We start from the raw sequence: 18,411 nt of genomic DNA on the forward strand, positions 1-18,411 counted from the left end.
CGCCGGGGAATCCCGCGCACCTGGCCCGCCCCGAGGGGCCGCCCCACCGCGACGTCCGCAAGAACCGCCGCTGGTCCCGACGCGCGCGGAAGCCTCGCTCGCAGCCGCCTCGTGGCGAGCGGGCCGCTCACCGGGGCCAGGTGATGTGCTGCCCGTCCGGAGTGACGGCGATCCGGAAGCGCTCCAGGCCCGGTGAGCCGTCCTGCCGCCATCGGGTGACCCGGTCCTCGATCCCGTCCCACAAGCGGTCCGGTCCGCCCTGGCGGACGATCCAGCGACCGCCGTCGCGGTGAAGGGCGGCCCACGACCCGGCGCCGACGTCGAGGACCACGTCGTCCGGTTCGCCGCCGTCGACGGAGATCCGGACGCGCTGGGCGCGCGGCGCGGCGAGCTGGGCGACGAACCGGGCGGTCCAGTCGTCCAGGGCGTCAGGGCCGAGAGCGGTCTCGCGTTCCTCGCCGCGGGCGAGATCGGGGAGTACCCCCAAGGGCGGCGGAAGGTGGGGACGGGCCGGCATGAAGGAGACCTGACCGCCGAGGAGCCGGCCGTGGGCGGTGCCGTCGTCGCCGACGGTGAGGCGGGTGAGTTCGGAGGAGTACATCCATCCGCACACCGTGGCGAGGATCTGCCCGCCGGGTCTGGTCTGGGCGAGCCAGGCCGGGGGGATCGTCAGGACTCCGCAGGTCGCCACGATCCGGTCGTACGGTCCGCCCTCCGGGACCCCGGCGAGACCGTCCCCGACGATCAGGTGGGGCATGTGCCCGGTGGTGCCGAGGGCGATCCGGGACCGGGCGGACACCTCCTCGTCGACCTCGACCGAGGTCACGAGGCCGGCGCCGAGACGGTGGCGGAGGAGGGCGGTCGAGTAGCCCGTACCGGTGCCGACCTCCAGGACGCGCGTCCCGTCGTCCACATGGAGCTCTTCGAGCATCCGGACGACCAGGCCGGGCATGGTGCTGGAGCTGGTCGGGGCCCGGAAGATCCGGCCCTGGATGTCGCCGGGAGCGATGGTTCCGGCGATCTGGGTCACCAGCGAATCGTCGGTGTACGCCGCCGGGAGCCAGGTCGGGTCCTCGGGCATCACCGGCTCCCAGCCGGTGGGGCCGACGCCGTCCACGCGCCGGAAGTAGCCGCCGCGAAGGAACTCGTGCCGAGGGGTGTCGAGAACGGCCTGTCGCCATTGGGGCGAGCGCAGATGACCGTCGGAGGCGAGTCGGTCGGCCAGGGCCTCGCGGAGGGTTCTGTCGTCGCTCACGCTGCCTCCCGTTCCAGCAGGTCACCCATGGCCGCGACCATGGGCAGCCCGGTTTCCGGTTCCATCCATGCCCACTGGCCGGACGGGTTGCATTCGAGGAACCACCATGCCCCGGCGTGGTCCACCGCGAAGTCGAAAGCACCGAAGACCAGCCCGAAGTGGTCCAGGTACCGGCGAAGGGCGTCGCCGATCCCGGGCGGTGGCTCGACCACGGTGTACGTGAGCCGGTCGTAGTCCGTACGCCAGTCCAGCAGCCCGGAGTCGATCCGAACGCTGAACACCTGCCGTCCGATGACGGTCACACGGACGTCGGCGACCTTGTCGACGCGGTGCTGGAACAGGTGCGCGGTGCCGGCCACCCGTTCGTCGATCTCCGCCGCGGTGACTTCGCCGACCTCGACCGTGCAGGACACGCCGTCGATGCGGTAGAGGGGCGTGGACAGTGGTTTGTAGATGACCGGTCCGTGGGCCCGGACGAACGTGCGGGCGGCGTCGAGGTCCGAGGTGACGAGGGTCGGCGGGATCCGGAAGCCGCACTGAGCCGCAGCGGTGAGACCGGATCCGGTCGGGAGCCGGTCCGTGTGGTGGAACACGGTGTCCTCCAAAGATGGTTGGGTCAGTGCTCGATGGGCAGCAGAGCGGCCTGGATGTTGTCGGCCGAGGTCGTCCACTCGATGCCACTCGTGGGCCGGACATGAGCGATACGGACCACGCGGCCGTCGCTGTGCAGTTCATGGGTCACGGCTGTCAGCTCGCCTTCGCCCTTGCTGGCGATGTCGCGAACTCGCGTGTGGAGCAAGGGATGTCGCTCATAGCCGTCGTGACCGACCACGTTCACGTCTTCGTCTCGCGCAGCTGCTCCTCGACCTCGGCCCGCCGCATGAACTTCACCCAGCCGGCAGCCGCACGCATGCGGAGCGCCCGGCTGGGGGCGCCGGGGAGGGGGTCGGGGTAGGAGTACGTCCGGCCACTGGAACCGGGTGTCCTGCGGGGGAGTGCGGAGGTGGGCATGCGAGGGCTCCTTTCAGGCGGGGGTTACGCCCCTGGAGCGATTCCCCGGGGCCGCCTGACCACCTTGTCGGGTTGCTGGTGATCGCTTCCACCGTCACGTCCTATAGGGCCGTCCTATATTGCGAGGATGGAGCCGGAGCTGAACGTCTGGGCACACCCTGAACTGCGGGCTGCTGCAGCTGTCGAGGACTGGCCGACGCTGCTGAAGGCCTGGCGGACCCTCACCCGCAGCAGCCAGAGCAGGCTCGGGGCCCTGATCGGCCTTGCGCAGCCCGATGTGTCCGCGATCGAGAACCGGCGCCGGGCGGTGACCTCGGTAGAGGTACGTCAGCGGATCGTCGAGGGTCTGGGCATTCCCGCCGAGGTGCTCGGAGGGTCCCGGGTTGATCTTCCCCTGCCGTCCCTGGTCCTGCCGGGGGTCGTCTCGGACGCTGCCGCAGACCGACTCGCGCGGGTGAATCAGGGTGGGCTTCGCCTGGATTCCATGTCCCTGGACGAGATGGACCGCTTACTGGCCGTGCATCGCCGGGCCGAGGACGCCCTGGGGTCGCGTGTCATGAACGGCGTGGTCGCCGCCCAGTTCGATGCCGTCTCCGGCCTCTACGACCAGGCGCGTGGACCGCTCGCGGACCGCCTGGTAAAGCTGATGGCCGAGTACGCGCAGTTCCTGGCCTGGATGGCGCAGGACCAGGACAACGCCCCTGTCGCGCTGGGGTGGTTCGACCGTTCCTACGACTGGGCGCTGGAGTCCGGTTACGGCGACATGGCAGCGACCACCATGAGTATGAAGGCTCACCTGGCCTGGTCGAACGGGCAGGGGCGCCGGTGCGTCAGGCTCGGGGAGGCTGCCGCGTCGACGGCGGGTGCGAGCGAGGTGACGCGGGCGATGGCGCTTCAGATGGCCGGCCGGGGTCACGCTCTCGAAGGAAACGCCAAGGACGCATACCGCAGGTTGGATGAGGCCCAGCGGGTCATCGCGGACGCCACTGATGCGCCGCCCTGGCTCTACTTCTACGGGGAGTCCTGGTTCGCGGCGCAACGAGGGATGGCTGACCTTCACCTCAAGGCGTGGGGGAGCGCTGCGGAGAACCTGGTCGTCGGGCTCGCCGGCTTCGCTCCGAGCTACCGCCGGGACCGGGCTTGGTACGGCGCGTGCCTGGCGCGCGCCTATGCGGGTGCGGGGGAGAAGGAGGCCGCATTGGAGACTGCGCTGGGCATCGTCGGTGATGCCGCGGATGTCGGCCGACCGCATGCCTGGGGCGAATTGCACAAGGTGGCCGCAATGCTCATGCGAAGCGGGGCTCCTGAGGGAAGGGCCCTGTTCGATGCTCTTGCGGCGCTCGACTGAACGGGCGGTGGGCGGTCGGGGTTTCCTGCAGTAACTCGGCCTTGGAAGGGCAATCGGGGTCCTTTCGGGGTTGGTTACCGGGAGTAGTGCAGGGTTATTCGCGTCTTCCGCCCCGCCGGGGGTGACCAGCGGGGCCCGAAGCCCAACTCGCTGACGACCGGGACCCGCCAAGCCCTGCCGGGCCGACGCGTGCTCCGACCGGGGCGTGCTCCGTCGCGCCCCGGTCCTGCTCGACGCCCTGTTAATCAACGGGAGAGAAACACCAAACCCACCCCTCCCGCTCCCCAACTCCCCTGGCCACACGATCGGGTGAAGGTCTGTCCGGAACTCGGACACATGAGGTCGAGGGCGGTACGGTCAGCCGCATCACTGGCATATGACAAGTCGGCCCCCGCAGGGACCTGAGAAATCCCGGCGAGGGCCTAGCGCTCAGGAAGTAGCACCTTCCCAATGGCTGATCCGCAGTTTAACGCGGCCCCCTCCCCGCGCCCCGTTCCGTTCGAGATTCCCGTCGACGCGCCTCGCTCCGGGGTCATCCGCGTACGGCATCGGCACCCCGACCGGTTCACCGTCGTCGGCAACCACCTCACCCAGCATCCGCGCCTCTCCGCCGTCGCCATCGGGCTCGGTGTGTACATCCAGTCGCTGCCCGACGGCACCGACGTCACCGTCAAGACGCTCACCCTGCGCTTCCGCGAGGGCGAAGTCACCATTCGGCGGGCGCTCAACGAACTGGTGGCCGAAGGGTACGTCGAGCGGCGACGCGTCCCCCTCGGCGGCGGGCGGTTCGCCACCCGGACGCTGTCGTACGACAAGCCCGGGTGCGGCGGGCGGGGGGAGGGGCAGGGGCAGGCGCGGGGGCGGGGGCAGGGGTCGTCACCCGGCATCCCCGGGACCGTACGAGAGACGGGGCCGGGTCCGGGTCCGGGGTTGGGGTCGGGGTTGGAGTCGGGGTCGGGCACGGGGTCGGAGCCTGCCCCGGAGTCGGAGTCAGCGCCGGAGTCGGAGCCCGTGCCCGCCCCGGAGCCCGAGCCCGAGCCCGCCCCCGCGCCCCTGCCCGCCCCCGAGTCCGTACGCCACCCCGCGCCCCGCCCCCTACCGCCCCAGTCGTCCCCTCTCCACACCCCCGCCGCCGACATCCTCGCCCGTCTCCGGACCGTCGACTCCCGGCTCCTGCTCTCCTGGCACGACGTCCTCCGGCTTGCCCCCGGCGTCGAGGAGTGGCTCGCGCGGGACGCGACTCCCGCCCAGGTCATCCGTACGCTCACGGCCGCCCTCCCGCCCGCGCACGTGCCCATCCACCGTCCGGGACGGTTCATCGAGTACCGGCTCTCCGCGCTCCTGCCGCCCCCGCTCGCCGCCGTACCCCCGGCGTCCGTGACCGACGGGCCCGCGCCGCTCGTCAACTGCGACGGCTGCGACCGGGCCTTCCGCAGTCACGACCCCGACGCGTGCTGCTCCGACTGCCGTCCCGCCGCCTGAGCCGCGCGGTCACGCCGGGAACCGCCTGCCCACCCAGCGCCACGTGAACTCCAGCAGGACCGCTCCCGCCGCCGCGATGGCCACCGCCGTCCACGGCATCGTCACGCCCACCAGCTTCAGGGCGAAGAAGTTCTGGAGCCAGGGGACCACCAGGACCAGGAGGAACGCGCCGCCCATCGCGGCCACCAGGGTCAGGCGCCACCAGGTGTACGGGCGCGCGATGATCGCCAGGACCCACATCGAGACCAGGAACAGCGTCAGGGTGGCCGCGCTCGTCTCGGCGCCCAGGGCGTCCGGGCCCGTGTAGTAGTGGCGGGCCAGCAGGTACGTCGCGAAGGTGGCCACCGCCGCGATGACGCCGCCGGGGATCGCGTACCGCATCACCCTGCGGACGAAGTTCGGCCTGGCCCGTTCCTTGTTGGGGGCGAGGGCCAGGAAGAACGCCGGGACGCCGATGGTGAGGGTGGAGAGAAGCGTGAGGTGGCGGGGGAGGAAGGGGTACTCCACCTGGGAGCAGACCACCAGGACCGCCAGGAGGACCGAGTAGACCGTCTTCGTGAGGAAGAGGGTCGCGACCCGGGTGATGTTGCCGATGACCCGCCGGCCCTCCGCCACCACCGAGGGGAGCGTCGCGAAGCTGTTGTTCAGCAGGACGATCTGGGCCACCGCCCGCGTCGCCTCCGATCCCGAGCCCATCGAGACGCCGATGTCCGCGTCCTTGAGGGCGAGGACGTCGTTGACGCCGTCGCCCGTCATGGCGACGGTGTGCCCGCGGGACTGGAGGGCGGCGACCATGTCCCGCTTCTGCTGCGGGGTGACACGGCCGAAGACCCCGTTCTCGTCGAGGACCTTCGCCATTTCCTCCCGGTCGGTGGGGAGCTTCCGCGCGTCCACCGTGTTCTGCGCGCCCGGCATGTCGAGCTTCGCGGCCACCGCGCCCACCGAGACCGCGTTGTCGCCGGAGATGACCTTGGTGGTGACGTTCTGGTCGGCGAAGTAGGCGAGCGTGTCGGCGGCGTCGGGCCGCAGCCGCTGTTCGAGGACGACCAGTGCGGTGGGGCGGGCGTCGGTGGCGACCTCGGGGCTGTCCAGCTCGTGGGCCGTACGGGCCAGGAGGAGGACCCGCAGACCCTGCTCGTTGAGGTGGTCGATCTCCGCGAGCGCCGGATCGCCGGCCTTCAGGAGGACATCGGGCGCGCCGAGCAGCCAGGTCGAGTTCTCGCCGTCGCCCTCGCTGAACGACGCCCCGCTGTACTTGCGGGCGGAGGAGAACGGCAGCGACTCCGTGCACCGCCACTCCACCGTCTCCGGGTAGGCGTCGATGATCGCCTGGAGGGAGGCGTTCGGGCGCGGGTCGGACTCGCCGAGGGCGCCCAGCACCTTCCGTACGTACGTCTCGTCCGCGCCGTCGAGCGGCCGGAGCTCCGTGACGTCCATGCCGCCCTCGGTGAGCGTGCCCGTCTTGTCGAGGCAGACGACGTCGACGCGGGCGAGGCCCTCGATGGCCGGCAGTTCCTGGACGAGGCACTGCTTGCGGCCCAGGCGTACGACGCCGATCGCGAACGCGACCGAGGTGAGCAGGACGAGGCCCTCGGGGATCATCGGGACGATGCCGCCGACCGTACGGGCGACGGCGTCCTTGAAGTTGTTGTCCTTGACGACCAGCTGGCTGATGACGAGCCCGAGCGCGGTCGGGATCATCATCCACGTCACGTACTTGAGGATCGTGGAGATGCCCGTACGCAGTTCGGAGTGGACGAGCGTGAAGCGGGAGGCCTCCTCGGCGAGCTGCGCCGCGTAGGCCTCGCGGCCGACCTTGGTCGCGGTGAAGGCGCCGCCGCCGGCGACGACGAACGAGCCGGACATCATCCGGTCGCCGCGCTTCTTGATGACGGGGTCGGCCTCGCCGGTGAGCAGTGACTCGTCGATCTCCAGGCTGTCGGCCTCGGCCACCTCGCCGTCGACGACGACCTTGTCACCGGGGCCCAGCTCGATGAGGTCCCCGAGGACGATCTCGGAGGTGGAGAGTTCGGCGGCGACCCCGTCGCGCCGGACGGTCGGTTTCGCCTCGCCGATGACGGCGAGCCCGTCGAGGGTCTTCTTGGCGCGGAGTTCCTGGATGATGCCGATGCCGGTGTTGGCGATGATCACGAAGCCGAACAGGCTGTCCTGGATCGGCGCGACGGCGAGCATGATCACCCACAGCACGCCGATGATCGCGTTGAAGCGGGTGAAGACGTTGGCGCGGACGATGTCCGGGGTCGAGCGGGAACTCCGTACGGGTACGTCGTTCACCTCGCCGCGCGCGACGCGCTCGGCGACCTCGGCGGAGGTGAGCCCGGCGGTCCGATGGACCACGGGTGGTCCGTTCTCGGCCGCCTCGTCGCCACCCGTGTCGATCTTCGCCTGCTGCGTCATGTTTTCGACGGTACGACCGGTTCGGGGCGTTCACCTGCCGAGAAGGGCGAAGATCAGACCGGGGGAGGAGACGAATCGTCCCCTGGTCCTACGCGGCCCCTCGGTTGCCGCGTCCCCTGGTGCGTGGCCCCTCGGTCGCCGCGTCCCCCGGTGCTGCGTGGCCCCTCGGTCCCCGCGTCCCCCGGTGCTACGCGCGGCCGGGAGTCTCGGGGTCGTCCCCGGTCTCGGCCTCCTGGCCGGCCTCGGTCATCCGCGCGGCCCCGTCCGCTTCCGCCGCTTCCGCCGCCCGCGCCGCCGCGTGCCGCTTGATCGCCGCGTCCCGCCCCCGTACGTACCAGATGCCGATCAGGCCCAGGCCGGCTCCGGCCAGGCAGGTCCACACCCACCAGGTCAGGTCCCGGTCGTCGAACCAGCCGTAGAAGGGGACCTGGACGAGGAAGAGGACGAACCACAGGATCGTTCCGCCGGTGATGGTGGCGACGACGGGCCCTTCCAGGGGCTCGGGTGCCTCGTGCTTCGGTGTCCACTTCGCCATGGGGCTCAGTTTAGGCCGGGCTTTCGGGTGTCTACGCGCGGAGATGGACGCTCGCTCGTTCATGTGTTCATACTGAAACGGTTTGCCTCTGGCGGGTTTCGTTCGTATGAACCGCCAAACGGACACTCCCGAAGAGGAACCCACCCCATGAGCACCACGGCCACCGCCAAGGCCATGCCCGACGAGCCCTCCGCTCCCCAGGAGCCGGGCTCCGGCCTCGACCGCTACTTCAAGATCTCCGAGCGCGGCTCGACCGTCGCCCGCGAGATCCGTGGCGGTCTCGCCACCTTCTTCGCGATGGCCTACATCATCGTGCTGAACCCGATCATCCTCGGCAGCGCCAAGGACATGTACGGGCACCAGCTCGACAGCGGCCAGCTCGTCACCGCCACCGTCCTGACGGCGGCCTTCTCGACGCTCCTCATGGGCGTCATCGGCAACGTGCCGATCGCCCTCGCCGCCGGCCTCGGCGTCAACACGGTCGTCGCCCTCCAGCTCGCGCCGAAGATGTCCTGGCCGGACGCCATGGGCATGGTCGTCCTCGCCGGCATCGTCGTGATGCTGCTGGTCGCGACCGGTCTGCGCGAGCGCGTGATGAACGCGGTCCCGGTCGGCCTGCGCAAGGGCATCGCGATCGGCATCGGCCTCTTCATCATGCTGATCGGCCTCGTCGACTCGGGCTTCGTCTCCCGTATCCCCGACGCCGCGCACACCACCGTCCCGCTCCAGCTGGGCGGCGACGGTCACCTCACCGGCTGGCCGGTCCTGGTCTTCGTCCTGGGCACGCTCCTCACCCTCGCCCTGATCATCCGCAAGGTGCCGGGCGCGATCCTCATCTCGATCGTCGTCATGACGATCGTGGCGATGGTGATCAACGCGGTCGCGACCGTCCCGTCCTGGGGTCTGACCACCCCGGAGTGGCCGGGCAACCCGGTCGCCTCGCCCGACTTCGGTCTGGTCGGCGAGGTCAGCCTCTTCGGCGGCTTCGAGAAGGTCGGCTTCCTGACCGGCGTCCTCTTCGTCTTCACCGTGCTGCTGTCCTGCTTCTTCGACGCCATGGGCACGATCCTCGGCGTCGGCGACGAGGCCAAGCTGATCGACAGGGACGGCAACTTCCCCGGCATCAACAAGGTCCTGCTCGTCGACGGCCTGGCCGTCGCCTCCGGCGGCGCGACCTCCTCGTCGGCCACCACCTGCTTCGTGGAGTCCACGGCGGGCGTCGGCGAGGGTGCCCGTACGGGCCTCGCCTCGGTGGTGACCGGTGCGCTGTTCTCGGTGGCGCTGTTCCTCACGCCGCTGGCGACGATGGTCCCGTCGCAGGCGGCCACCCCCGCGCTGCTCGCGGTCGGCTTCCTGATCCTGGCCGGTTCGGTCAAGGACATCGACTGGAGCGACTTCACGATCGCGGTGCCGGCGTTCCTCGCCATGGTGATGATGCCGTTCACGTACTCGATCACCAACGGCATCGGCATCGGCTTCATCAGCTTCAGCGTGCTGCGGCTGGCGGCCGGGCGGGGCCGTGAGGTCCCGGTGGCCATGTACGTCGTGTCGGCGGTCTTCGTCTTCTACTACGCGATGCCGGCGCTCGGCCTCACGTGATCCGGGTCCCGGGCCCCTTCGGGCCCGGGCGCCCCGCCTTCCCCGTAGAACTTCTGCGTCTCCTCGACGGCGGTCTTGAACCGCTCGTCGAAGTCCTCCCGAATGAGCGTCCGGACGACATAGTCCTGGACGCTCATTCCTCTTTTCGCGGCGTGACTCTTGAGCCGGTCGAGCAGCTCACTGTCGATGCGCAGGCTGAGCACTGTCGATCCCATGCCGTCAGGGTCGGGGCAGCGGGTGCCCCGTTGCGTCACTTTCCGGATCCGACTCACTCATTTGGGTGATACATGGATGCCGAAGCGTGACCTGCGAGCGCCAGGTTCACGCGCGTGCGTGGAGATACGGGTGTGATGCGCGCTACCCCGGCGTGTCCCCGTTGGTATTTAGACAGAGTAATGAGTTAGGCTAACAAACATGCCTGACCTGTCCCACGGCACCGCCGACGACGTCGCGGCCGTGAACGCGCTCCGCTCCTCCGTCATGCGACTGGGCCGACGCCTCAAGCACCAGCGCGTCGACGAGTCGCTGAGCCCCACCGAGATGTCGGTGCTCGGCACTCTCGCGCTCTGCGGCTCCGCCACCCCCGGCGAGCTGGCCCGCAAGGAGCACGTCCAGCCTCCGTCGATGACCCGCATCGTCGCGCTGCTCGAAGCCAAGGGACTGGTCCGGCTGGAGCCGCACCCCGACGACCGCCGGCAGAAGGTGGTCAGCCAGACCGAGCAGGCCGAAGCCATGCTCGAAGAGTCCCGCCGCAAGCGGAACGCCTGGCTGGCCTCCCTCGCCGAGGGCCTGGACGAGGACGAATGGGCCAAGCTGCGCGCGGCCGCCCCGGTCCTGGAGAAGCTCGCCCATCTGTAAGGGGGTGTCCGGCGGTCCGGGACAGGGGTCCCGGGCCGCCGGACGCCCCCGACCCTGCGCCAAGGAGGCGACGCGCTTTGAGTACGGGACCCGGAGCAGACTCCGCACCCGTCCATCAACCCACCCTCAAGACCCGTGGGCGGGGGGAAACCTTCTCCTCGCTCAGGATTCGTAACTACCGGCTGTTCTTCACCGGTGCCATCGTCTCCAACACCGGCACCTGGATGGCCCGCATCACCCAGGACTGGCTGGTCCTGAGCCTCACCGGCTCGGCCGCCGCCGTCGGCATCACGACAGCCCTGCAGTTCCTGCCGATGCTGCTCTTCGGCCTCTACGGCGGTGTCATCGCCGACCGCTACCCGAAGCGGCGCCTGCTGCTCGTCAGCCAGGCCGCCCTCGGCGTCTGCGGCATCGCACTCGCCGTCCTCACCCTCTCCGGCAGCATCCAGGTCTGGCACGTCTACCTGATCGCCTTCCTGCTCGGCATGGTCACGGTCGTCGACAACCCGGCCCGGCAGGCGTACGTCGCCGAGATGGTCGGCCCCGACCAGCTGCGCAACGCCGTCTCCCTGAACTCGGCGAACTTCCAGTCCGCGCGGCTCATCGGCCCCGCCGTCGCCGGTGGCCTCATCGCCGGGGTCGGCAGCGGCTGGGCCTTCCTCCTCAACGGCCTGTCCTTCCTCGCCCCCCTCGTGAGCCTCCTGCTCATGCGGACCAGCGAACTCCACAAGGTGGAGCGCGCCCCGCGCGGCAAGGGCCAGCTCCGGGAGGGGCTGCGGTACGTGGCCGGGCGGCCGGACCTGATCTGGCCGATCGTCCTCGTCGGCTTCATCGGCACCTTCGGTTTCAACTTCCCGATCTGGCTCACCGCCTTCTCCGGCGACGTCTTCCACGTCGGCGCCGGCGCGTACGGCTTCCTCAACACCCTGATGGCGGCCGGCTCCCTCGTCGGCGCCCTCGCGGCGGCCCGGCGCGGCTCCACCCGGCTGCGGATGCTGGTGATCGCGGCGGGAGTCTTCGGCGTCCTGGAGATCGCGGCGGCCCTGTCGCCGACGTTCTGGCTGTTCGCGCTGCTGCTCGTACCGATCGGCATGATCGGCCTCACGGTCAACATCACCGCGAACTCGGCCGTCCAGATGGCGACCGACCCCGCCATGCGGGGCCGGGTCATGAGCCTCTACATGATGGTCTTCGCCGGTGGCACGCCGATCGGCGCGCCGCTCCTCGGCTGGGTCACCGACACCTACGGCGCCCGCGTCGGCTTCGCCGCGGGCGGCGTGATCTCGCTCGCGGCGGCGGTGGTCGTGGGCCTGGTCCTGGCCCGGGTCGGCGACCTCAAGGTCGCGTGGGCCTGGCGGCACGGACACCCGCAGGTCCGGTTCGTGGCACGCGAGCGACTCGCCACGGCCGCGTAGACGGGAGCGGTTCGCAGGGGTACGGGGGCGCCGATCGGCGCCCCCGTACCCCCCGGCGCCTCAGAACCGCCGTTCCAGCACCTGTCCCGGCCACTCGCCCACCACGAACTCCTCGGTACGGGTGAAGCCCTGGCGCTCGTAGTACGCGATGAGGCGGCCCTCGCTGCCCGCGAAGCAGTCCACCCGCAGCAGCGACACCCCCTGGCGGCGGGTCTCCGCCTCCGCGTGCTCCAGGAGCGCCGCGCCGACCCTCCGGCCGTGGAAGCGCCCGTCGGTCGCCAGGAGACGGACGTACACCTCGGGCTCTCCGGCGGGCTCGATGTACTGGCCGGGGTGCGGCGTCAGCGTCATCGTGCCGGCGGGGACGCCGTCGATCTCGACGATCCACGGGTCGCCCTCGGACATCGTCCGCTCGACCTGCTCCACCGCCTTCGGCCGCCCGGAGAACGACTCCGTGCCCCACTGGGCGGTGATCCCCTCGCCGTTGAGCCACACCACGGCGCTGTCGAGTATCGCGAGTATCGCGGGGAGGTCCTCCGCCCCGCCCTTCCGGATCTTCATCCCGCCGACCCTAGTCGTACGACCATCCGGGCGGGGGCCGGGAAGGACACCAGGGGCAGGCGTCCGGCCGGGCGTTCCGACGGCGACGTCCCGTCTCCTGCCAGACTTCCCCCATGAGGCTCTTCGCCGCCGTCCTGCCGCCCCCGGAGGGGCTGACCGAGCTCGGACACGTCGTCGACCGGCTGCACCGGCTGCCCGGCGCGGACGGGCTCCGCTGGACCTCGCGGCCCGGCTGGCACCTCACGCTCGCCTTCATGGGGGAGGTCGACGAGGAACTGCTGCCCGAGCTGCGCGTACGGCTCGCGAGGGCCGCGCACCGCACCCCGCCGTTCCCGCTGCGGCTCCACGGGGGCGGTCACTTCGGGCGGCGCGCCCTGTGGACCGGGGTCGCGGGGGACCTGGACGAGCTGCGGCTGCTGGCCGAGCGCGCCGACGCCGCCGCGCGCAGGTCCGGGGTGCCGATGGAGGAGCACCGCCGCTACCAGGCGCATCTGACACTCGGCCGCGCCCGCGGGGAGGGGGTGAACCTGCACCCGTTCCTCGACGGTCTCGACGGCTTCGAGGGGATCCGGTGGCAGGCCGAGGAGCTGGCGCTCGTCCGGTCGAGCCTGCCGGTGAGCGGGTTGCGGGGCGAGCAGCCCCGTTACGAGACGGTCGGAGCCTGGCCCCTTGAGGGGTCCGGGGCACAGTCGGGTTAACCTCGTCGGGTGGACCCGAAGACCCGTAACCGAATCATGGCCGGCGTGCTCGTACTGATGTTCGCGATCATCGCGGTGACCTCACTGGCCGGCCAGTAGCCCTCCCGTACCCCGCCCTGCCCATGCCGTGAGAAGTCCCTTGCTTCGAGTGCGCTCGAAGCAGTTGGCTTGGCTCCCATGGAGTACACGCAGCTCGGACGCACCGGACTCAAGGTCAGCCGCCTCGTCCTCGGCACGATGAACTTCGGACCTCAGACCGACGAACCCACCAGCCACGCGATCATGGACGCGGCGCTGGACGCCGGACTCAACTTCTTCGACACCGCCAACGTGTACGGCTGGGGCGAGAACAAGGGCCGGACCGAGGAGATCGTCGGTTCCTGGTTCGCGAAGGGTGACGGCCGCCGCGACCGGACCGTCCTCGCCACCAAGGTCTACGGGAACATGGGCGCCGAAGGCGAGGCCTGGCCCAACCACGACAAGCTCTCGGCGCTGAACATCCGCAGGGCCGTCGAGGGCAGCCTCAAGCGCCTCGGCACCGACTACATCGACGTCTACCAGTTCCACCACATCGACCGCGCGACTCCCTTCGAGGAGATCTGGCAGGCGGTCGACGTCCTCATCCAGCAGGGCAAGGTGCTCTACGCGGGCTCCTCGAACTTCCCCGGCTACAAGATCGCCCAGGCCAACGAGGCCGCCGCCCGGCGCGGCTCGGTCGGTCTCGTCAGCGAGCAGTGCCTCTACAACCTCTTCGAGCGGCGCGCCGAGATGGAGGTCATCCCGGCCGCGCAGGAGTACGGCCTCGGCGTCATCCCCTGGTCGCCGCTGCACGGCGGCCTCCTCGGCGGGGTCCTGAAGAAGGAGGTCGAGGGCAAGCGCCGTACGGAGGGACGCGCGGGGGCCACCCTCGCCGACCCGGCCTCCCGGGCGAAGCTCCAGTCCTACGAGGACCTGCTCGACAAGCACGGCCTCGCGCCCGGCGAGACGGCCCTCGCCTGGCTGCTCACCCGGCCGGGTGTGACGGGCCCGATCGTCGGCCCGCGCACCCCCGAGCAGCTCTCCGGCGCGCTGCGCGCCCTGGAGGTGGAGCTGACGGAGGAGCTGCTGACGGCGCTGGACGAGATCTTCCCGGGCCCGGGACCGTCCCCGGAGGCTTTCGCCTGGTGATCCCGTAGGGGATCGGGGGCGAGTCCGGTGGTCCCGTAGGGGATCGGGGCGGGCCGGTGGTCCCGTAGGGGACCGGAGGTGAGTCCGGTGATCCGGTAAGGGACCGGGGGCGAGTCCGGTGATCCCGTAAGGGACCGGAGGCGGATGAGGGATCGCTCGGGGGCGGCCCGGGCCTCCGGCGCCCGCCCGGGCGCCCGGCGCCCGCCCCGGCGCTCAGGGCGCCCCGAGCCAGCTCGGGGCGTCCAGGCGGAACGCCGTCTCCGCCGGTACGACCTGCCGCAGCGCCCCCTCCATGTTCCGGACGCGGTCCGCGCCCAGGGTCGCGACCCACTCCGCCCGCAGCTCGTCGAAGATCGCCGCCGAGCGGGCCAGGGCCTCGAAGCCGCGCGGGGTGAGGCGGACGAGCTTGCGGCGGGCGTCGGTGGGGTCGTCGGCGCGGTCGGCGTAACCGAGCGCGAGCAGCCGGTCGACGGTCTTGCCGGCGGCCTGCTTGGAGACGCCGAGGCTGCGGCCGATCTCGCTGGCGGTGGCGCCCCGGACGCCGACGGCCTGCATGGCGAAGCCGTGCGCGGGGCGCATGTCGGGGTGCCCCTCCGTGGCGAGGCGGGCGTGCAGCCGGTCGATGAGGGTGCGGAAGCCGCCGAAGAGGAGCAGGGGCAGTTCGTACCCGGGAGCGTCGTTCCCAGGTACCCCCTTGCCAGTATCGACAACCTGGTTTACGTTTTCTCCAGCGACATGGTCAACCATGTTGTCCATTCTATGCAGGGGGAACCGCCTTGTCCGCACCGCTCGACATGTCCGCCCGTACCGCCGCCGCCGTCGCCCTCCTCAAGGAGTCCCCGGAGACCCTCGACGGCTTCCTCAAGCTCAGCGCGATCTTCGAGTCCACCACCCTCGACCCGCACTCCCGCGAGACCGTCGTCCTGACCGTCGCCGAACGCAATCAGTGCCACCTCTGCGTCGACATGCACGAGGCCAAGATGGCCGCCCTCGGCCCCGTCCCCGACGCCGAACGCCTCGCCGCCGTCCGGACGTTCACCCTCCGGGTCCTCGCCTCCTCCGGTGCGGTGACCGACGAGGACCTCGCCGCCTTCTCGAAGGCCGGCTACACCCGCCGCAACGCCCTGGAGGTCGTCCTCGGCATCGGTGCGTACACCCTGTCCACCTTCGCGAACCGCCTCACCCGCGCGGCCTGAGACGGGAGACCGCGCTCAGGGGGAGTACGGGCCGCCCAGCCCCCACGCCTGGTGCATCGCGTCGGCGAAGGCCGCCGCCAGCTTGTGTTCCCCGGTGGGGCCCGGGTGGGTGCCGTCGTATGTGTCGGCTCCGAGGTCGTACGACTCCGGGACCGTCGCGAGCAGCAGCGGCGAGGCGGCCGTGTCCAGGTCGGCGACCGCCTTCGCGAGCAGCTCGTTGAAGCGGGTGCACTCGGCCGCGAAGGGGGCGTCGTAGCCGGCGCGGACATTGGGTATGACGGGCAGGAGGACGGCCCTGACGTGCGGGTTCGCGGCGCGGGCCGCCGCGACGAAGGCCCGGACGTTCGCCTCGGTCTGATCACTGTTGGTGTAGAAACCGAGGTCGATCAGACCGAGCGAGACCAGCAGGACATCGGCCCCGGTCGCCGTGACGGTCCCGCCGATCACCGGCGCCATGTGCAGCCAGCCCTCGCCCCAGCCGGCCAGATGCCTGCGGGCGGGCTCGGGGAAGGCCGGGTCGGCGTACGCCGCGGAGGCCGGGGCGTCGGCGGCGGGGTCGTACAGCCCGGTGCGCGGGCCGACGATCTCGTACCCGCCGGGGAGTACGGACTCCAGGTGCCGCCACATGCGGTAGCGCCAGGTCCAGTCGCCGGCGCGTCCGATGGTCATGCTGTCGCCGACGAACAGAAAACGCATGGTCATATCATCGCGGACGCGGTCCGGGACCAGCGACGTGATCCGGGACACGACGGGGGTGCGCGTCAGGCGTCAGGCGTCAGCCTCAGGCGTCAGGCCTCAGCTCTCACGGCTCCGGGCTCCGGGCTCACGGCTCCGGGCTCCGTGCCCCGTGCCTCCAGTCCTCAGTCCTTCAGGAAGGTGTTCACGGTCTCCACGAGCCCCTCCGCGTCGTCGTGCCACGGGAAGTGTCCGGCGCCCGCCACGACGGCCGGCTCGCCCTTCGGGAACAGCGCCGCGTACGCGGTGGCCGTCGGCACCGGGGTGTTCGCGTCGCCCTCTCCGGCGACGACGAGGACCGGCCGGTCGAACGTCGCGAACACCGCGCGCGTGGCGGCCGGTTCGTAGGCGCCCTCGCCGCTGTGGACGGCCGCACCTTCAGCGTTGCGCCGACGGTCGCTCTCCGCGTGCCGCTCCCGCGCCGCCTCGTCCCAGGTGCCGTGGAAGAACGGCGCGACCGCCGCGAAGGCCGCCGCGCTCCCGCGCCCCGCCGCGAGCTCCTCCAGGGCCGCGTACGCCTCCGGGAACCACGGCTCCTCCTCGCGCCACGGCCGGCGGGCCGCCGCGAGCCGCTCCTCGCCGCTCGTGTCGAGCCCGACGGCCGCCGTGCCCGGGGTGAGGAGGACCAGCCGGGCCACCCGTTGCGGGTAGCGGGCCGTGTACAGCGCCGCGAGGTTCGCGCCCGCCGAGTGCCCGAGCACGTCGACGGTCTCCAGACCCAGGTGCGCGCGCAGTGCCTCCACGTCGTCGACGAGCCGGTCGCAGCGGTACGAGGCCGGGTCGTCCGGCACGGCGGACGCGCCCGTGCCCCTGAGGTCGAGCCGGATCAGCCGCCGGTGCGCGCTCAGCCCGCCGAGGTCGCCGAGATAGGCGGAGTCCTGGAGCGGGCCGCCGGGGAGACAGAGCAGCGGGGCACCGGAGCCGGACACATGGTAGGCGAGCGTCGTGCCGTCGGGCGCGGAGAAGGTCCGCGGGGCGCAGGTCTGCGCGGAGGAGGGCTGCGGGGCGGAGGTCTGCGGTGTGGAGATGGTCACGGGCGCGACCCTGACAGCGGCTCCGGGGCAGGTCAAGGGAGTTTTCAGGGTCGGGGGCCAGGCCGGCGCCGCCGCATCGTGGCAGGCTTGAGCCATGCGATCTGCTCTGTGTGCTCTCGGCGCGGCGGCGGCCCTGGTGCTGCTCCCGGCCGGTCTCGCCCATGCCGAAGGGCAGGAGCCCGACCGGGACTTCACCATCGAGGACTCCCGGGTCACCGAGTCCAGCGGCCTCGCCGCGAGCCGGGCCCACCCCGGGATCTACTGGACGCACAACGACCAGGACGCCCCCCTGATCTACGGCATCGACTCCCGTACGGGAAAGACGGTCGCGACCCTGACGATGAAGGGGGTCGGGACCCCCCGGGACATGGAGGCCATCGCGGTCGGCCCGGACGGCGACATCTACGTCGGCGACATCGGCGACAACCTCGACGGCTCCTGGGACCACGTCTGGATCTACCGCTTCCCCGAGCCGAAGGAGCTGGGGGACCGGACGGTGGCGGCGAAGCAGTACGTCGTGAAGTACGCCGACGGGCCGCGCAACGCCGAGGCGCTGATGGTCCATCCGAAGACCGGCCGGGTGTACATCGCCAGCAAGAACGAGGACGGCGGCGGGCTGTACGCGGGCCCCGAGCGGCTCTCCTCGTCGGGAACGAACGTTTTCCGGAAGGTCGACGAGGTGCCGTGGGTCACCGACGGCGCCTTCTCGCCGGACGGCGGCAGGCTGGTCCTGCGCGGCTACTTCAGTGCGAAGGAGTACGCCTGGAAGGAGGGCGGTCCGGGCGGCGGCGGCCTCGGTGACGACGGCACGGCGGTCGGGGCCCCCTTCCAGGGGCAGGCGGAGTCGGTGACGTACACGAGAGACGGCTCGGCGTTCATGTTCGGCTCGGAGGGCCGCGACAGCCGGGTCCTGCGGGTGGAGCGGCCAGGGGCCGAGCATCCCTCCGGGAAGCCGAAGGAGACGCCGGGCGGCGCGCCCGACTCCCCGTCGTCCCCCGCCGCCGAGGGCGAGAAGGGCAACGTCACCGTCGGCTTCCTCGTCCTCGCCGGCGCCACGATCCTCGTGGTCGGCGTCAAACGTCTGCTGCGCCGGGACTGA

Annotated in this window: 19 protein-coding genes and 1 pseudogene; 9 read left to right on the forward strand and 11 right to left on the reverse strand. The window is 71.2% G+C overall.

The annotated features are described in order from the left end of the window. Positions 1–127: 127 nt before the first annotated feature. The 4 genes and pseudogenes from tgmC to V4Y03_RS19385 all read right to left on the reverse strand — a co-directional run bounded on the left by tgmC (position 128) and on the right by V4Y03_RS19385 (position 2,266). Positions 128–1,255 carry an ATP-grasp peptide maturase system methyltransferase gene (gene tgmC / locus V4Y03_RS19370; protein WP_332435734.1) on the reverse strand — a complete coding sequence of 376 codons (1,128 nt, stop codon included), beginning with the start codon at positions 1,253–1,255 and terminating at the stop codon, positions 128–130. Next, a pseudogene (locus V4Y03_RS19375) lies at positions 1,252–1,815 on the reverse strand (ATP-grasp ribosomal peptide maturase); the annotation flags it as partial. The pseudogene V4Y03_RS19375 and the gene tgmC, both read right to left, overlap by 4 nt. Positions 1,816–1,871: 56 nt before the next feature. Further along, positions 1,872–2,054 (reverse strand): hypothetical protein, encoded by a 183-nt coding sequence (locus V4Y03_RS19380; protein WP_332435735.1) that lies wholly within the window; start codon positions 2,052–2,054, stop codon positions 1,872–1,874. A gap of 35 nt (positions 2,055–2,089) precedes the next feature. After that, positions 2,090–2,266 (reverse strand): hypothetical protein, encoded by a 177-nt coding sequence (locus V4Y03_RS19385; RefSeq protein ID WP_332435736.1) that lies wholly within the window; start codon positions 2,264–2,266, stop codon positions 2,090–2,092. Between the two features lie 127 nt (positions 2,267–2,393). Between V4Y03_RS19385 and V4Y03_RS19390 the strand changes: the two genes are divergently transcribed. Together V4Y03_RS19390 and V4Y03_RS19395 are read left to right on the forward strand one after the other, a co-directional pair. Continuing rightward, a complete protein-coding gene (locus tag V4Y03_RS19390; RefSeq protein ID WP_332435737.1) occupies positions 2,394–3,614 on the forward strand; it encodes a helix-turn-helix domain-containing protein in 1,221 nt (406 codons plus the stop codon). Positions 3,615–4,064: 450 nt separating this feature from the next. Continuing rightward, positions 4,065–5,096 (forward strand): hypothetical protein, encoded by a 1,032-nt coding sequence (locus V4Y03_RS19395; RefSeq protein ID WP_332435739.1) that lies wholly within the window; start codon positions 4,065–4,067, stop codon positions 5,094–5,096. 9 nt (positions 5,097–5,105) lie between these two features. Here the strand turns inward: V4Y03_RS19395 and V4Y03_RS19400 are convergent, their stop codons facing one another. Next, positions 5,106–7,514 (reverse strand): cation-translocating P-type ATPase, encoded by a 2,409-nt coding sequence (locus V4Y03_RS19400; protein WP_332435740.1) that lies wholly within the window; start codon positions 7,512–7,514, stop codon positions 5,106–5,108. A 187-nt stretch (positions 7,515–7,701) separates the two neighbouring features. Then, positions 7,702–8,049 carry a DUF2530 domain-containing protein gene (locus tag V4Y03_RS19405; protein WP_317873782.1) on the reverse strand — a complete coding sequence of 116 codons (348 nt, stop codon included), beginning with the start codon at positions 8,047–8,049 and terminating at the stop codon, positions 7,702–7,704. 147 nt (positions 8,050–8,196) lie between these two features. Between V4Y03_RS19405 and V4Y03_RS19410 the strand changes: the two genes are divergently transcribed. Further along, positions 8,197–9,648 carry an NCS2 family permease gene (locus V4Y03_RS19410; RefSeq protein WP_317873783.1) on the forward strand — a complete coding sequence of 484 codons (1,452 nt, stop codon included), beginning with the start codon at positions 8,197–8,199 and terminating at the stop codon, positions 9,646–9,648. On the opposite strand, the gene V4Y03_RS19415 is transcribed toward V4Y03_RS19410, so the two are convergent. Then, positions 9,618–9,863 (reverse strand): hypothetical protein, encoded by a 246-nt coding sequence (locus V4Y03_RS19415; RefSeq protein ID WP_056552923.1) that lies wholly within the window; start codon positions 9,861–9,863, stop codon positions 9,618–9,620. The two genes, V4Y03_RS19410 and V4Y03_RS19415, sit on opposite strands and share 31 nt — an antisense overlap. Before the next feature lie 199 nt (positions 9,864–10,062). On the opposite strand from V4Y03_RS19415, the gene V4Y03_RS19420 reads away from it, so the two are divergent. Together V4Y03_RS19420 and V4Y03_RS19425 are read left to right on the forward strand one after the other, a co-directional pair. Beyond that, entirely contained in the window at positions 10,063–10,506 is a 444-nt protein-coding gene (locus V4Y03_RS19420; RefSeq protein ID WP_317873784.1) for a MarR family winged helix-turn-helix transcriptional regulator, read from the forward strand. A 77-nt stretch (positions 10,507–10,583) separates the two neighbouring features. After that, positions 10,584–11,921, forward strand: coding sequence for an MFS transporter (locus V4Y03_RS19425; protein WP_317873785.1), 1,338 nt, complete (start codon positions 10,584–10,586; stop codon positions 11,919–11,921). A gap of 60 nt (positions 11,922–11,981) precedes the next feature. Here the strand turns inward: V4Y03_RS19425 and V4Y03_RS19430 are convergent, their stop codons facing one another. Beyond that, positions 11,982–12,482 carry a GNAT family N-acetyltransferase gene (locus V4Y03_RS19430; protein WP_332435741.1) on the reverse strand — a complete coding sequence of 167 codons (501 nt, stop codon included), beginning with the start codon at positions 12,480–12,482 and terminating at the stop codon, positions 11,982–11,984. 113 nt (positions 12,483–12,595) lie between these two features. On the opposite strand from V4Y03_RS19430, the gene thpR reads away from it, so the two are divergent. Next, on the forward strand, positions 12,596–13,180 hold the full coding sequence (gene thpR, locus V4Y03_RS19435; protein WP_332435742.1) for an RNA 2',3'-cyclic phosphodiesterase: 585 nt from the start codon (positions 12,596–12,598) through the stop codon (positions 13,178–13,180). 177 nt (positions 13,181–13,357) lie between these two features. Next, on the forward strand, positions 13,358–14,347 hold the full coding sequence (locus V4Y03_RS19440; RefSeq protein ID WP_332435743.1) for an aldo/keto reductase: 990 nt from the start codon (positions 13,358–13,360) through the stop codon (positions 14,345–14,347). A 213-nt stretch (positions 14,348–14,560) separates the two neighbouring features. Here the strand turns inward: V4Y03_RS19440 and V4Y03_RS19445 are convergent, their stop codons facing one another. Continuing rightward, positions 14,561–15,094: a MarR family winged helix-turn-helix transcriptional regulator gene (locus V4Y03_RS19445; RefSeq protein ID WP_332435744.1), complete on the reverse strand. Its 534-nt coding sequence runs from the start codon at positions 15,092–15,094 to the stop codon at positions 14,561–14,563. Between the two features lie 47 nt (positions 15,095–15,141). On the opposite strand from V4Y03_RS19445, the gene V4Y03_RS19450 reads away from it, so the two are divergent. Next, a complete protein-coding gene (locus V4Y03_RS19450; RefSeq protein ID WP_317878990.1) occupies positions 15,142–15,543 on the forward strand; it encodes a carboxymuconolactone decarboxylase family protein in 402 nt (133 codons plus the stop codon). A gap of 15 nt (positions 15,544–15,558) precedes the next feature. Here the strand turns inward: V4Y03_RS19450 and V4Y03_RS19455 are convergent, their stop codons facing one another. Both V4Y03_RS19455 and V4Y03_RS19460 read right to left on the reverse strand, forming a co-directional pair. Next, a complete protein-coding gene (locus V4Y03_RS19455) occupies positions 15,559–16,239 on the reverse strand; it encodes a GDSL-type esterase/lipase family protein (RefSeq protein ID WP_317878988.1) in 681 nt (226 codons plus the stop codon). A gap of 164 nt (positions 16,240–16,403) precedes the next feature. After that, complete coding sequence (locus V4Y03_RS19460) at positions 16,404–17,306, reverse strand: alpha/beta fold hydrolase (RefSeq protein ID WP_332437229.1); 903 nt, start codon at positions 17,304–17,306, stop codon at positions 16,404–16,406. A gap of 100 nt (positions 17,307–17,406) precedes the next feature. Between V4Y03_RS19460 and V4Y03_RS19465 the strand changes: the two genes are divergently transcribed. After that, entirely contained in the window at positions 17,407–18,411 is a 1,005-nt protein-coding gene (locus tag V4Y03_RS19465; protein WP_332435745.1) for a WD40 repeat domain-containing protein, read from the forward strand.

The sequence above is a fragment of the Streptomyces sp. P9-A4 genome (assembly GCF_036634195.1).
Taxonomy (GTDB): Bacteria; Actinomycetota; Actinomycetes; order Streptomycetales; family Streptomycetaceae; genus Streptomyces.

Excerpts from the sequence above, each read along its gene's own strand:
- V4Y03_RS19445 (WP_332435744.1), bottom strand. The coding sequence starts at position 15,094 with ATGGTTGACCATGTCGCTGGAGAAAACGTAAACCAGGTTGTCGATACT.
- V4Y03_RS19385 (WP_332435736.1), bottom strand. The coding sequence starts at position 2,266 with ATGCCCACCTCCGCACTCCCCCGCAGGACACCCGGTTCCAGTGGCCGG.
- V4Y03_RS19465 (WP_332435745.1), top strand. The coding sequence starts at position 17,407 with ATGCGATCTGCTCTGTGTGCTCTCGGCGCGGCGGCGGCCCTGGTGCTG.
- V4Y03_RS19410 (WP_317873783.1), top strand. The coding sequence starts at position 8,197 with ATGAGCACCACGGCCACCGCCAAGGCCATGCCCGACGAGCCCTCCGCT.
- V4Y03_RS19390 (WP_332435737.1), top strand. The coding sequence starts at position 2,394 with ATGGAGCCGGAGCTGAACGTCTGGGCACACCCTGAACTGCGGGCTGCT.
- V4Y03_RS19415 (WP_056552923.1), bottom strand. The coding sequence starts at position 9,863 with ATGGGATCGACAGTGCTCAGCCTGCGCATCGACAGTGAGCTGCTCGAC.
- V4Y03_RS19400 (WP_332435740.1), bottom strand. The coding sequence starts at position 7,514 with ATGACGCAGCAGGCGAAGATCGACACGGGTGGCGACGAGGCGGCCGAG.
- V4Y03_RS19455 (WP_317878988.1), bottom strand. The coding sequence starts at position 16,239 with ATGCGTTTTCTGTTCGTCGGCGACAGCATGACCATCGGACGCGCCGGC.
- V4Y03_RS19420 (WP_317873784.1), top strand. The coding sequence starts at position 10,063 with ATGCCTGACCTGTCCCACGGCACCGCCGACGACGTCGCGGCCGTGAAC.
- V4Y03_RS19395 (WP_332435739.1), top strand. The coding sequence starts at position 4,065 with ATGGCTGATCCGCAGTTTAACGCGGCCCCCTCCCCGCGCCCCGTTCCG.
- V4Y03_RS19450 (WP_317878990.1), top strand. The coding sequence starts at position 15,142 with ATGTCCGCCCGTACCGCCGCCGCCGTCGCCCTCCTCAAGGAGTCCCCG.
- V4Y03_RS19440 (WP_332435743.1), top strand. The coding sequence starts at position 13,358 with ATGGAGTACACGCAGCTCGGACGCACCGGACTCAAGGTCAGCCGCCTC.
- thpR (WP_332435742.1), top strand. The coding sequence starts at position 12,596 with ATGAGGCTCTTCGCCGCCGTCCTGCCGCCCCCGGAGGGGCTGACCGAG.
- V4Y03_RS19405 (WP_317873782.1), bottom strand. The coding sequence starts at position 8,049 with ATGGCGAAGTGGACACCGAAGCACGAGGCACCCGAGCCCCTGGAAGGG.
- V4Y03_RS19430 (WP_332435741.1), bottom strand. The coding sequence starts at position 12,482 with ATGAAGATCCGGAAGGGCGGGGCGGAGGACCTCCCCGCGATACTCGCG.